General features: G+C 51.9%; 12 protein-coding genes. 9 read left to right on the top strand and 3 right to left on the bottom strand.

The features are described from left to right. The first annotated feature begins 52 nt into the window (after nt 1-52). Nucleotides 53-262 (top strand): hypothetical protein, encoded by a 210-nt coding sequence (locus BV494_RS09565; protein WP_104922666.1) that lies wholly within the window; start codon nt 53-55, stop codon nt 260-262. 46 nt (nt 263-308) lie between these two features. On the opposite strand, the gene BV494_RS09570 is transcribed toward BV494_RS09565, so the two are convergent. Together BV494_RS09570 and icd are read right to left on the bottom strand one after the other, a co-directional pair. Beyond that, nucleotides 309-1,814 (bottom strand): sensor domain-containing diguanylate cyclase, encoded by a 1,506-nt coding sequence (locus tag BV494_RS09570; RefSeq protein ID WP_104924764.1) that lies wholly within the window; start codon nt 1,812-1,814, stop codon nt 309-311. 479 nt (nt 1,815-2,293) lie between these two features. Then, a complete protein-coding gene (gene icd / locus BV494_RS09580; protein WP_056778851.1) occupies nt 2,294-3,547 on the bottom strand; it encodes an NADP-dependent isocitrate dehydrogenase in 1,254 nt (417 codons plus the stop codon). 132 nt (nt 3,548-3,679) lie between these two features. On the opposite strand from icd, the gene rluE reads away from it, so the two are divergent. The 5 genes from rluE (at nt 3,680) to purB (ending at nt 8,300) form a co-directional block, all read left to right on the top strand. After that, complete coding sequence (gene rluE, locus BV494_RS09590; protein WP_104922668.1) at nt 3,680-4,306, top strand: 23S rRNA pseudouridine(2457) synthase RluE; 627 nt, start codon at nt 3,680-3,682, stop codon at nt 4,304-4,306. Continuing rightward, on the top strand, nt 4,299-4,745 hold the full coding sequence (locus tag BV494_RS09595) for an NUDIX hydrolase (RefSeq protein WP_104922669.1): 447 nt from the start codon (nt 4,299-4,301) through the stop codon (nt 4,743-4,745). The genes rluE and BV494_RS09595 overlap by 8 nt, the downstream gene beginning before the upstream one ends. Nucleotides 4,746-4,978: 233 nt before the next feature. Then, nucleotides 4,979-6,088: a tRNA 2-thiouridine(34) synthase MnmA gene (gene mnmA, locus BV494_RS09600; RefSeq protein WP_104922670.1), complete on the top strand. Its 1,110-nt coding sequence runs from the start codon at nt 4,979-4,981 to the stop codon at nt 6,086-6,088. A 191-nt stretch (nt 6,089-6,279) separates the two neighbouring features. Further along, on the top strand, nt 6,280-6,906 hold the full coding sequence (gene hflD / locus BV494_RS09605) for a high frequency lysogenization protein HflD (protein ID WP_104922671.1): 627 nt from the start codon (nt 6,280-6,282) through the stop codon (nt 6,904-6,906). 23 nt (nt 6,907-6,929) lie between these two features. Then, nucleotides 6,930-8,300: an adenylosuccinate lyase gene (gene purB, locus BV494_RS09610; protein ID WP_104922672.1), complete on the top strand. Its 1,371-nt coding sequence runs from the start codon at nt 6,930-6,932 to the stop codon at nt 8,298-8,300. Between the two features lie 84 nt (nt 8,301-8,384). On the opposite strand, the gene BV494_RS09615 is transcribed toward purB, so the two are convergent. Next, a complete protein-coding gene (locus BV494_RS09615; RefSeq protein ID WP_104922673.1) occupies nt 8,385-9,749 on the bottom strand; it encodes a glycoside-pentoside-hexuronide (GPH):cation symporter in 1,365 nt (454 codons plus the stop codon). A 591-nt stretch (nt 9,750-10,340) separates the two neighbouring features. Between BV494_RS09615 and phoP the strand changes: the two genes are divergently transcribed. The 3 genes from phoP to BV494_RS09630 all read left to right on the top strand — a co-directional run bounded on the left by phoP (nt 10,341) and on the right by BV494_RS09630 (nt 13,768). Further along, nucleotides 10,341-11,015, top strand: coding sequence for a two-component system response regulator PhoP (gene phoP, locus BV494_RS09620; RefSeq protein WP_095921366.1), 675 nt, complete (start codon nt 10,341-10,343; stop codon nt 11,013-11,015). A gap of 30 nt (nt 11,016-11,045) precedes the next feature. Continuing rightward, nucleotides 11,046-12,500 (top strand): two-component system sensor histidine kinase PhoQ, encoded by a 1,455-nt coding sequence (gene phoQ / locus BV494_RS09625; RefSeq protein WP_104922674.1) that lies wholly within the window; start codon nt 11,046-11,048, stop codon nt 12,498-12,500. A gap of 146 nt (nt 12,501-12,646) precedes the next feature. Further along, nucleotides 12,647-13,768 (top strand): ribosomal protein uL16 3-hydroxylase, encoded by a 1,122-nt coding sequence (locus BV494_RS09630; protein WP_104922675.1) that lies wholly within the window; start codon nt 12,647-12,649, stop codon nt 13,766-13,768. The last annotated feature ends 41 nt before the right edge of the window (nt 13,769-13,809 follow it).

Raw genomic sequence — 13,809 nt, forward strand, 5'->3', positions numbered from 1 at the left:
CTGTTATGACATTTTCTGCGACAGCATTAATTGTTCATTGAGGGGAAATCAGGTGAAAAAAACAATCTTTGGCGTCGTCATTTGCAGCATGTTTTTGATGAGCTCATTCGCCCAGGCGGCAGGTTGCATCAAAGGCGCAGTCGTTGGCGGTGTGGCGGGGCATCTGAAACATCACGCGGTCATCGGTGCAGTAGCCGGTTGCGCTATCGGACATCATCTTGCGGCGCAGGAAAAGAAGCAGCAGGCGGCGACAGCCAAATAAGCCATAAAAATCAGGGCAGATTAATGCCCTGATATCACGTCAAAAATTATTCCAGTGAGACCACAACGCGGTTGCGGCCATCCTGTTTCGCTTTATACAGCGCTTCGTCAGCCCTTTTCAGCGACGTGTCCGGTTCGCCCTGCAAATAATGCCAGTGCGCCACGCCCAGAGAAATAGTGATTGGCCGGATACCCGGCAGCACCAGACTTTCAACATTTTCACGCAGACGTTCAGCAATCATTTCGGCTTCAGCCAGCGCCGTACGCGGCAGCAGGACGAGAAATTCCTCTCCGCCAACCCGGCACAAAATGTCAGTTTCCCGCGCATTATGGCGAATCTGTTCCGCCATTGATTTGATCACTTCATCGCCGACATCATGACCATAGGAATCGTTGATAGATTTGAAGTCATCGATATCCAGAGCAATCACTGAAAATTGCTGACGCACCTGTGCCACAGACTCCAGTGTCATGGCCAGCCCGCGCCGGTTGAACAACCCGGTCATCGGGTCAGTTTGCGCTTCAAATTTCAGCTTCCCGATCTTTTTCTGCAGCAAACTGATGCCAATCAACAGCGCACGTTTCAGCTGGTTAGATTCGAAGTACCACGAGGGGATATCGCGGATATTGAGGGATACATCCGGGTTATCCATTTCATTTGCATTTCGCGCCAGCAACCACAGCGGACGGGCAATCAGTCGCGAGAACAGCCAGACAAAAATTAATGTCAGAACGGCCAGCGGCGTCAGGTGTTTAAGCACCTTGACCATCAGACCATCGAGCGGTTTCAGCGTGGCATCGGTTGGGCGTAACGTCACAATATCCCAGCCCGAAGAAGGCACAACCGCATAGCCTGCCAGCATTTCTCCCGCAGCCCCTTCCACCATCAGGCTGCCGTTGGTGGCGGTTTTGACCACTTCAGTCATCGGACGCGGCGGCATCACCTCACCAATACGGTTGGGATCACGGTGATAAAGAATGCGCCGGTCTTCGTCGAGCACCGTAATGTATGAACCGTCACGATAAAAATGTTCGCCTAACAGTTCATTCAAGATGCTTTTCTGCTTCAGATAGATGGTTCCGCCGATATACCCAAGGTATTTCCCATCAGCGGTGAAGACAGGCGTTGAAATGACAATGACCAAATTTTGGGCGGCAGAAATGTAAGGTTTGCTGATCAGCGGACGCCTTTCTTTCAGGGCTTCAAGCGCACCCTGCGTCGTAAGAACATGCCCGACCAATTGCAGGCTATCCGGCGAAGTCGCCAGCACCTTTCCCTGCGAATTGGTGATCACCACGGAATTGAAGCTGTCCGTCTGATATTTGAGGCGTGCGGTTTCGGACTGAAGAACAGCAGGATCGTCAAAGTGGCTTGCCGCTATCACTGCGCTGTAGGCCAGTTGCTTTTGCATGCTTTTGATAAACTGTTCGGTGCTGGCCGCCAGTTTCGTCGCATAAACGCGATTTTCTTCGAGCGTATTGTCTATCAGCAACTGACGCTGAACGCGGTAGCTGGCATAAAAGCTGTTCGCTAAGGTCACGAAAGCGCTCATTACAGCTAAAATCAGGATCAGGCGTCGAAGATCAATACGGAACAGGGAGCTGGAGAGGAGTGAACGCAACAAGAGGTTCGTCCTGTGGTAAAAAGTCGCTCATATTTAACACCGCAGCCAGCGATGCACAATATGACAGAGAAAATAACCCCGTATCTTTATGATTCCCAGACAAAATAAAGCAACACATCTGCAATGCTTAACTCAAATTATTGATGTTTTTTTGGCGTTCAACAAAATCTCATATTCTGGTGAAATGCGGTTTATCCGCCGGGGTAAAGAGCGGGTGGCCGAGTTTTTTTTCGCCAGCGCGAAGCATCCCTCCAGAGCATTTTTTCTGGTGGGTTACGAAGGCAGGCTGTAAGACAAGGACGATAACCTGCCGCAAAAACCGCTCAGCTAGACCTTCCTTTTACATCTGCCAGCCATAAAAAAACGGGAGCATCAAGCTCCCGTTCATCTGTTTCAGCGAACTGAAATTACATATTGGCGATCATGTCGTCGGCAAACTCGCTACATTTACGCAGCTTAGCGCCTTCCATCAGACGTTCGAAATCGTAAGTCACAGTTTTAGCCGCGATTGCGCCTTCCATGCCTTTGACGATCAGGTCTGCGGCTTCGAACCATTCCATATGACGCAGCATCATTTCTGCGGACAGAATGATTGAACCCGGGTTCACTTTGTCCTGACCGGCATATTTCGGTGCAGTACCGTGAGTGGCTTCGAACAGTGCGCAATCAGAACCAATGTTTGCACCCGGTGCGATACCGATGCCGCCAACCTGCGCCGCCAGGGCGTCGGAGATGTAGTCACCGTTCAGGTTCATACAGGCGATTACGTCGTATTCAGCCGGACGCAGCAGGATCTGTTGCAGGAATGCATCAGCAATAACGTCTTTGATGATGATGTCTTTGCCGTTGTTCGGGTTCTTGATTTTAACCCAAGGGCCGCCGTCGATCAGCTCACCGCCGAACTCTTCACGCGCCAGCTGGTAGCCCCAATCCTTGAAGGCACCTTCGGTGAACTTCATGATGTTGCCTTTGTGAACCAAAGTCAGTGAATCGCGGTCGTTGGTGATGGTGTATTCAATCGCCGCACGAACCAGACGTTTGGTCCCTTCTTCGGAGCAAGGTTTGATACCGATACCACATTCCTGTGGGAAACGGATTTTCTTCACGCCCATTTCGTCTTGCAGGAATTTGATGACTTTGTCTGCTTCAGCAGAACCGGCTTTCCACTCGATACCTGCGTAGATATCTTCGGAGTTTTCACGGAAGATCACCATGTCGGTATCTTCAGGACGCTTCACCGGGCTTGGTGTGCCGGTGTAATAACGAACCGGACGCAGACAGATGTACAGGTCGAGTTGCTGGCGAAGTGCCACGTTCAGGGAGCGAATGCCGCCGCCAACCGGAGTGGTCAGTGGGCCTTTGATAGCAACACGGTAGTCACGGATCAGGTCCAGAGTTTCTTCTGGTAGCCATACGTCCTTGCCGTACAGTTCTACGGATTTCTCGCCGGTGTAGATTTCCATCCAGGAGATTTTACGCTCGCCTTTGTAGGCTTTCTGAACAGCCGCATCAACGACTTTGATCATGGCAGGCGTCACGTCAACACCGATGCCATCACCTTCAATGAATGGGATAACAGGATTATTAGGAATGACCAGTTTACCCTGAGCGTCTACTGTAATCTTTTTACCTTCAGCCGGAACAACGACTTTGCTTTCCATTAACCTCTCCTTCGAGCGCATTTTTGTTAAAAATTTGTAAGATGCCGATCGATATTACTCGAATATTTCTCGCTAGCCAATCCGAAACATTTTTCAAGTATAATGCGCTAATTCTCTCTAACTTCAATGCCTATGAACCCGCTATCTTTTAAAAATCACCACGTTAAACGTTTCAGCAAAAGGCCTGCCAAAGAACAATCTGCCCCAAAAGGGCCGAGAAAGGTGATTCTTTTCAATAAACCGTTTGATGTACTGCCACAATTCACTGATGAGGCGGGTCGGGCCACACTTAAAGATTACATTTCATTAACAGATGTTTATGCCGCCGGACGCCTTGACCGGGACAGCGAAGGTTTACTGGTGCTGACCAACGATGGCAAACTGCAAGCTGCACTGACACAGCCAGGTAAACGCACCGGCAAGATTTACTACGTGCAGGTCGAGGGAGAGCCGGATACCGCTGCCGTCGAAGCATTACGCCACGGTATCACGCTGAAAGATGGCCCTACCCTGCCCGCCGGTGCAGAAATTGTCGATGAGCCGGAATGGATCTGGGCACGCAATCCGCCAATCCGCGAACGAAAAGCCATCCCGACAGCCTGGCTGAAAATTACATTGTACGAGGGAAGGAACCGTCAGGTTCGTCGCATGACGGCGCATGTCGGTTTCCCGACGTTACGCCTGATCCGTTACAGCATGGGCGAATTTTCCCTCGGCGACTTACAACCCGGTCAATGGAAGGAGATCCCGCATGTTTAAACCGCACGTCACCGTCGCCTGCGTCGTTCAGGCACAGGGAAAGTTTCTGGTTGTTGAAGAAACCATTCACGGGAAAGTGACCTGGAACCAACCTGCTGGCCATCTCGAAGCGGACGAAACGCTGGTCAGCGCAGCAAAACGTGAACTGTACGAAGAAACCGGTATTCACGCCGAACCGCAGTCTTTTCTCGGGCTGCATCAATGGCAGGCGCCGGACGGCACGCCGTTTCTGCGTTTCGCGTTTGTGATTGATTTACCGGAAATTCTGGACACTGCGCCGCAGGATGCCGATATCGATCAGTGCCGCTGGGTCACTGCCGAAGAAATTATCGGCTCGGCTCAGTTGCGCTCGCCGCTGGTGGCGGAAAGCATCCGTTGTTATCAGGAATCTCCGCGTTACCCTCTGGAAATCCTGCGCAATTTTAATTTGCCGGAGTAACCGCGCTGCCCCCCGCGCAGCAAAAGCCACTCGTCCGGTTGTTGCACGGCTTGGAATCAGCGATGCAGCAACCGGCCTGACGTGATAAAATTTCGCGCTTCAGTATTGATGTAGTACCTCTCTGTTCGGGTTTCTGTGGTGTTTTTGTTGCGCGCGGCCTTCATCCTCGTGGGACAAGCATCAGAAAAACACCGTCAGTACCGGACAATTAATTCATATGTTTCGGGACAATTATGTCTGACAACAGCCAGAAAAAAGTGATCGTCGGGATGTCCGGCGGTGTCGATTCCTCAGTCTCTGCGTACCTTCTGCAACAGCAGGGTTACCAGGTCGAGGGCCTCTTCATGAAAAATTGGGAAGAGGATGATGACGAAGAATATTGCACAGCAGCCACCGATCTTGCCGACGCGCAGGCCGTGTGCGACAAGCTGGGTATCGAACTGCACACCGTGAATTTCGCGGCGGAATATTGGGACAACGTGTTCGAATTATTCCTCGAGGAATACAAAGCCGGACGCACGCCAAACCCGGATATCCTGTGCAACAAAGAGATCAAATTCAAAGCCTTCCTGGAATTTGCGGCGGAGGATCTGGGCGCGGATTACATCGCGACCGGTCACTACGTGCGCCGCCAGGATATCGACGGCATCAGCCACCTGCTGCGCGGCGTCGATGGCAATAAAGATCAAAGCTATTTCCTCTACACGCTGGGACACGAACAGGTTGCACAAAGCCTGTTCCCTGTCGGTGAGCTGGAAAAACCAGAGGTGCGCCGCATCGCCGAAGAGCTCGATCTCATCACCGCCAAGAAAAAAGACTCCACCGGCATTTGTTTTATCGGTGAGCGTAAATTCCGCGATTTCCTGGGCCGCTATCTGCCGGCACAGCCTGGCGTGATCAAAAGCGTTGATGGTCAGGTGATGGGGCAACATCAGGGGCTGATGTACCACACGCTAGGCCAGCGCAAAGGTCTGGGCATCGGCGGCCAGAAAGAAGGCAGCGAAGAGCCGTGGTACACCGTTGAAAAGGATGTGGAAAACAACATTCTGTACGTCGCTCAGGGCCATGAACATCCGCGTCTGATGTCCGTCGGGCTGATTGCACAACAGCTGCACTGGGTAGAACGCAAACCGCTGACCGCGCCGCTGACGTGTACGGTTAAAACCCGTTACCGTCAGGAAGACATTCCGTGCGTCGTCACGCCGCTGGGCGAAGACCGCATTGAAGTGCGCTTTGACGCGCCGGTTGCTGCCGTCACACCGGGTCAGTCTGCCGTGTTTTATCTTGGCGAAATCTGCCTCGGCGGCGGCGTCATTGAGCAGCGTCTGCCGCTTCAGGCCTGATACTGCGCCAACAGGTGTATGAAAACGGGACGCTTTCGGGCGTCCCGCTTTTTTTCTGCCCGCCTGTGACAGTCTGCACTGATTCCGAACTGTGTTTAGGGTCAGTTTTATGGCATGATCTGTCGCCATTAGTTTGGGCTATCTTCTTTGTCACTGCGTCTCATCGTTTCAAAACGCTTACAGGAGTAAACGTGGCTAAAAATTATTATGACATTACGCTGGCGTTGGCGGGGATCTGTCAGGCAGCGCGCCTGGTTCAGCAACTTGCCCATGAAGGCAATTGCGCTCAGGAAGAAATGTCAGTGTCACTGCGCAGCCTGCTGGAGATGAATCCGGCCTCCACGCTGGCGGTGTACGGTAATAATGAAGCGAATTTGAAGATGGGTCTGGAAACGCTGCTGGGCGTGCTGAACGCCAACCGTCAGGGACCGGGCGCTGAGTTAACGCGTTACGCGTTGAGCCTGATGGTGCTTGAGCGCAAGCTCTATGCCAATAAAGCCGCCATGAATCAGCTCGGTGAACGTATCGATCAGCTCGACCGCCAGCTGGCGCATTTCGAGCTCGAATCCGACACGATGATAAGCTCGCTGGCCTCGATTTATGTCGACGTCGTCAGCCCGGCAGGCCCGCGCATTCAGGTCACCGGCTCACCGACAATTTTACAAAATTCGCAGGTTCAGGCGAAAGTCCGCGCTATTTTACTGGCCGGTATCCGTTCCGCCGTGCTGTGGCACCAGGTGGGCGGTGGACGCCTGCAACTGATGTTTTCCCGTAATCGCTTGTTTGAACAGGCGAAAAGTATTCTCGCTCATTGTTAATAAGACCCCAGGAGTTGCTACCGATGGAATTATCCTCACTGACCGCCGTTTCCCCCGTTGATGGACGCTACGGTGATAAAGTCAGCGCGCTGCGTACTATTTTCAGCGAATTTGGCCTGCTGAAATTCCGTGTGCAGGTTGAAGTGCGTTGGCTGCAAAAACTGGCAGCCTGTGCAGAAATCAAGGAAGTTCCTGCTTTTGATGCCGACGCAAACGCTTTCCTCGACCAGTTAGTGGCTAATTTTGATGTGAATGACGCTCAGCGCATTAAAGATATCGAAAAAACCACCAACCATGACGTCAAAGCGGTTGAGTATTTCCTGAAAGAAAAAGTGGCCGGTACCCCTGCCCTGCACGCGGTGTCCGAGTTCATTCACTTTGCCTGTACCTCTGAAGACATCAATAACCTGTCTCACGCGCTGATGCTGCAAACCGCACGTCAGGACGTGGTGTTGCCGTACTGGAAACAGATCATTGATGCGATTAAAGATCTCGCGCACAAGCACCGTGATATTCCGCTGCTTTCGCGTACCCACGGCCAGCCTGCGACGCCATCCACTATCGGTAAAGAGCTGGCTAACGTCGCCTACCGTATGGATCGCCAGTTCAGACAGCTGCAAAACGTCGAAATCCTCGGCAAAATCAACGGTGCCGTCGGCAACTACAATGCCCACATTGTGGCGTACCCGGAAGTGGACTGGCATAAATTCAGCGAAGAGTTCGTGACTTCTCTGGGCATCAACTGGAACCCGTACACCACACAGATCGAGCCGCACGACTACATCGCCGAACTGTTTGACTGCGTGGCGCGTTTCAACACCATCCTGATCGACTTTGACCGCGACATCTGGGGTTACATCGCCCTGAACCACTTCAAACAGCGCACCATTGCGGGTGAAATCGGTTCTTCCACCATGCCGCACAAAGTTAACCCGATCGACTTCGAAAACTCCGAAGGCAACCTCGGTTTGTCCAACGCGGTGTTGCAGCATCTGGCCAGCAAACTGCCGGTTTCCCGCTGGCAGCGCGACCTGACTGACTCCACCGTACTGCGTAACCTCGGCGTGGGTCTGGGTTATGCGCTGATTGCATATCAGGCAACGATGAAGGGCGTCAGCAAGCTGGAAGTGAACGAAGCAAATCTGGCGAACGAACTGGATCACAACTGGGAAGTACTGGCTGAGCCAATCCAGACCGTGATGCGTCGTTACGGCATCGAAAAACCTTACGAGAAGCTCAAAGAGCTGACCCGCGGTAAACGTGTTGATGCAGCCGGAATGCAGGCCTTTATCGATTCTCTGGAATTACCGGAAGAAGAGAAAGTGCGTCTGAAAGCCATGACGCCGGGCAATTACATTGGCCGCGCAAGCACCATGGTTGACGAGCTGAAGTAAGATTGCCCTTTCACCGAAGCGCCTCAGAACGGGGCGCTTCAGTGTATTTTTAGCAAGCCTGTGAATTTTTTGCCGTAATACGGATTAACTCTGAGTCTGGAACTTATTTTGACGCAAATCGCCAATAATGTCGTTCATCTTGTCTTCTGTTAAACGGTAATAACGAATTGAGAACGCCGTAATCAGGTAGAAAATAGCGGGTAATACAGTAAATAAAATCAGCACACCGCGAATTGCTTCCGCAGATTGTTGTTCCATCCCCGCCTGATAACCAAACCAAGCCAGTCCCCAACCCGTCAGTGCGCCACCAATTGCCACGCCAAGTTTTATCACAAAAATATTCGCTGCGATGTTCATGCCCGTGATACGGCGTTGTGTTTTCCATTCACCATAGTTATTGGCATCAGTAATCATCGACCATTGCAACGGTGCATTAATACCCTGTAATAAATTCAAAATAATATGAACCACAAATGCTGGGATCCAATATTCGGTCGGTAATACAAAGAATAATAATCCTACCAGTGCACTTAATACGTTAACCCACACAGAGGCCCGGATTTTACACATCCATGTGCCCAGTGATTTGGCAAATAAACTGCCAAATACCGAGGCGACAGTGGTTGCCAGCATAAATAGAGAAATTATACCGCTCCCCTGATGCAGAACATATTGCACAAAATAGACCAGCAGACTACCGCGTACTACCACGCCGCAAAGCATCGCGAGGTTATACACGGAAAGAATACGCCACTGATCATTTTTCATGAGAATACGCATATCACGCAGGATATTCATATTATCTTCTTTCACCGGCGTAATTCGCTCACGGGTTGTCAGGAAACAGGTGAGGAACATCAGGCAACCAATAACACCGAAGATGCCCATCGCCCACTGCATACCCGTTGCACGGTCACCCGGTGCGATAAAATCTGCCAGAGGCAGGATTAAAGCCGTTCCCATCGCGCCACCGATCGGTGCGATCGCAAACCGCCATGACTGAAGCGAAAGATTATCCTGTGGATCGGCCGTAATCGCCGCACCTAATGAGCAGTAAGGGATGTTTATTGCTGTGTACATGATGGTCATGAAAATATAAGCCAGAACGGCATACACAATTTTTGCGGTTTGCCCGAAATCTGGCGTGGAATAAACCAGCACACAACTCACCGCAAACGGCACACAAATAATCAGTAACCATGGGCGGAAACGCCCCCACCGACTTTTGGTTTGATCGGCGATCGCCCCCATGATGGGATCTGTAATGGCATCAAGTACCCGAACGACTAAAAACAGGGTGCCCATGACAGCAGGAGAAAGTCCATAAATATTGGTATAGAAGTAAGCCAGAATGGCAACAGAGGAATCAAAAACGATATGACTTGCCGCATCACCTAATCCAAAACCCAGCTTTTCTTTGTTGGTTATTCTTTCAGTTAACGCTGACATGCATTCACCTCTTTTATTAAATTAGGATCCTTCCACCTTTATAATTCTTGCCATTCACTTGAGATATTCTGATATTTCATTTATGTCTTATGCTTTTAATCAAATGTGATGCAGGCACGTTTGGTTCATACCCGCGCGAACGTTTAACCCGATCTTAAACGTTCCATATCCCCGTCCAGAGGCATTGATATGTGAACCCGGCGGTAAAATGTCACTGTGAAAAATCTTCATCCTTCTAAAACAGAGGCCATTTCCCCCGCACGGGAAGACCGACTTCATGAGCATGGTCACCAAGCAGAAGGTGCTATCCAGGTTTGAAGAAAACGGAAGCATCAGGCGCTCGCTGAGTGACGGAACGTTTATCAAAAATGCAACCGATACCCGACTGACTCAGTATTTGTAATTTTAATCAGCTATCCGTCTCACATTTTATGTTCGTGCTGGCTCAGGTCGTTTATAATTCGTTTATGTTTTGTTGAGGTTTGTGCGCATGGCGTTGAACCTGGGTTGATTAAAATTTTTCAGGATCATTTAGACTTAAGCGCATAAATTTTTTCATCATTTCCCGTGTACTGAGAATAAGGAATTACCATGCGAATTTTGGTTATTGAAGATAACGCACTGCTGCGTCACCACCTCTCGGTACAGCTGCGGGAAATGGGTCATCAGGTTGATGCGGCGGAAGACGCCAAAGAGGCGGATTATTTCCTGCACGAACATGCGCCGGATATCGCGATTGTTGACCTGGGGCTGCCGGGCGAAGATGGCCTGAGCCTGATCCGCCGCTGGCGCAGTCATCAGACCAATTTGCCAATTTTAGTGCTGACCGCGCGTGAAAGCTGGCAGGACAAAGTCGCCGTGCTGGAAGCCGGTGCTGACGATTACGTCACCAAACCTTTCCACCTCGAAGAAGTTCTGGCCCGTATGCAGGCGCTGATGCGCCGCAACAGCGGCCTCGCCTCGCAGGTCATCACCCTTCAGCCGTTCCAGATTGACCTGTCACGCCGCGAACTGACCGTCAACGAACAGCCGATCAAACTGACCGCGTTCGAATACACCATTATTGAAACCCTGATCCGCAACGCTGGTAAAGTCGTCAGCAAGGATTCCCTGATGCTTCAGCTTTACCCGGACGCCGAGCTGCGCGAAAGCCACACGGTCGACGTGCTGATGGGGCGTCTGCGTAAAAAGCTCCAGGCCGAACATCCGGTTGACGTCATTACCACCGTGCGCGGCCAGGGTTATCGTTTCGATATCCGCCCGTAAATGCCTGTTTTCGCTTCGAAAGGACTCACCATGAAAGGACGTACCAAGAAACCCTTCTCCCTTCGCGTCCGTTTTATGATGGCGACCGCTGCAGTCGTACTCGCACTGTCACTGGCTTACGGGCTGGTGGCGGTGGTGGGCTATATGGTGAGTTTCGACAAAACCGCTTACCGTCTGCTGCGCGGCGAAAGTAATTTATTCTTCAGTCTGGCGCAGTGGCGTGACAACAAGCTGACCATCAACGTGCCGCCCGATCTGGATCTTAATTCCCCGACGCTGGTATTCATTTACGACGCTGAAGGTAATCTGCTGTGGGCCGAACGCCGGATCCCCGAGCTCGAAGCGCACATCGATAAGGCCTGGATGAATAAACCGGGCTTTTACGAACTGGATACTGACACGCAAATCAGCAGCGAAGTGCTGGGCAATAACCCGAAAGCACAGGATAAGCTGAAAAGCTACGACGAGACTGACGCCAACGCGATGACTCACTCCATCGCGGTGAACACGTACAACGCCACATCGCGTTTACCGGCGCTCAATATCGTGGTGGTCGATACGATCCCGCAGGAATTACAGCGCTCGGACCTGGTCTGGGAATGGTTCAGTTATGTCCTGCTGGCGAACCTGTTGCTGGTAGTTCCTCTGCTGTGGCTGGCGGCTTACTGGAGCCTCCGGCCAATCAAACAGTTGATTCATCAGGTAGCAGAACTGGAAAGCCACGAGCGTGAATCCCTCGATGAAAATCCTCCGCGAGAACTGCGCGGGCTGGTGCGGAACCTCAATATTTTGCTGCACGGCGAACGTGGCCGTTATGACCGCTACCGCACCACGCTGGCGGATTTAACGCACAGCCTGAAAACGCCGCTGGCAGTGTTGCAGTCCACGCTGCGTGCGCTGCGCAACGGCAAACAGATGACCATCGAAGAAGCCGAGCCGGTCATGCTGGAACAAATCAGCCGCATCTCTCAGCAGATTGGTTATTACCTGCACCGCGCCACGCTGCGTTCAGAACAGAATTTACTGATCCGCGAAGTGCATTCCGTGCCCGCTATTCTTGACGGATTATGTTCTGCACTCAACAAAGTCTATCAGCGCAAAGGCGTGGTGATTACGGTCGATATCTCGCCGGAAATTACCTTTGTCGGCGAGAAAAATGACTTCATGGAAGTCATGGGTAATGTCATCGATAACGCCTGTAAATATTGCCTGGAGTTTGTGGAAATCAGCGCCGTCCATACCGAAAATGAACTGGTGATATTGATTGAAGACGATGGCCCCGGCATTCCGGAAAGCAAACGTGAAGTGATCTTCCAGCGCGGGCAGCGCGCCGACACACTGCGTCCGGGACAAGGCCTCGGCCTCTCGCTGGCCAATGACATTATCGAGCAGTACGACGGCAAAATCGTCATCGGCGACAGCCCGCTCGGCGGTGCCAGCATGCACGTTCATTTCGGATTACAGCACGGTATCGAACTGGAGTAACCGCCCGTAAATCAAAATGCTGATGCATTCACCCGCAAATTTGCTGCTTTCTTAAACTTAACGTTAAATTTGCGGGTAATTGCCCAATGCACCAGCAACACCTTCCGTTATAATCCTTAACAGTTCCCTCCCCTCATGGATATATTATGGATTATCAACTCGACCTCGACTGGAACGATTTCCTTCAGCGCTACTGGCAAAAACGTCCTGTCGTCCTAAAACGCGGCTTTAAGAATTTCGTCGATCCCATTTCTCCCGATGAGCTGGCGGGGTTGGCGATGGAAAACGAAGTCGACAGCCGTCTGGTCAGCAATCAGGACGGGCGCTGGAACGTGAGCCACGGGCCTTTCGAAAGCTACGATCATCTGGGCGAAAATGGCTGGTCAGTACTGGTTCAGGCGGTTGATCACTGGCACGAGCCGTCTTCCCATCTGATGACGCCGTTCCGCCATATTCCTGACTGGCGGATGGATGATCTGATGATTTCCTTCTCGGTTCCGGGCGGCGGCGTTGGCCCGCATCTGGATCAGTACGACGTCTTTATCATTCAGGGCACGGGTCGTCGCCGCTGGCGCGTGGGTGAGAAAGTCGCCATGAAACAGCATTGTCCGCACCCTGACCTGCTTCAGGTTGAACCCTTTGAAGCCATTATCGATGAAGAACTTGAACCGGGCGATATCGTTTATATTCCGCCGGGTTTCCCGCACGATGGCTATTCACTGGAAAATTCCCTTAACTACTCTGTCGGCTTCCGCGCACCGAATGCCCGTGAAATGGTCAGCGGTTTCGCCGACTTCGTGCTTTCCCGCGAACTGGGCAGCCACCGTTACACCGATCCGGATCTGGTCGAACGTGAGCATCCTGCTGAAATTCAGCCTGCCGAACTGGATAAACTGCGCGGCATGATGTTGGATCTGATTGGCAATCCGGCGCACTTCAACAGCTGGTTTGGCGAGTTTATTTCCCAGTCGCGCCACGAGCTGGATCTGGCTCCGCCAGAACCGCCTTATCAGGCCGGTGAAATTTACGAGCTGCTCGGATCAGGGGAAACACTGGAACGTCTGGGCGGGCTGCGCGTATTGCGCGTCGGCGACGTTTGCTACGTCAACGGTGAAGCGATGACCACAGAGCATATCGGTGCGGTGGACGCGATTGCACGTCACAAAACCGTGACCAAAGAAATGCTGGGCGATGCCCTGGATGATCCGTCATTCCTGGCGCTGCTTTCCGCGCTGGTGAACAGCGGTTACTGGTACTTTAACGACTAACCGTCTCGGCTGATTCATAAACGAAAGGGGCAATGTCATCA

The organism is Rahnella sikkimica (genome assembly GCF_002951615.1).
Lineage (GTDB): Bacteria > Pseudomonadota > Gammaproteobacteria > Enterobacterales > Enterobacteriaceae > Rahnella > Rahnella sikkimica.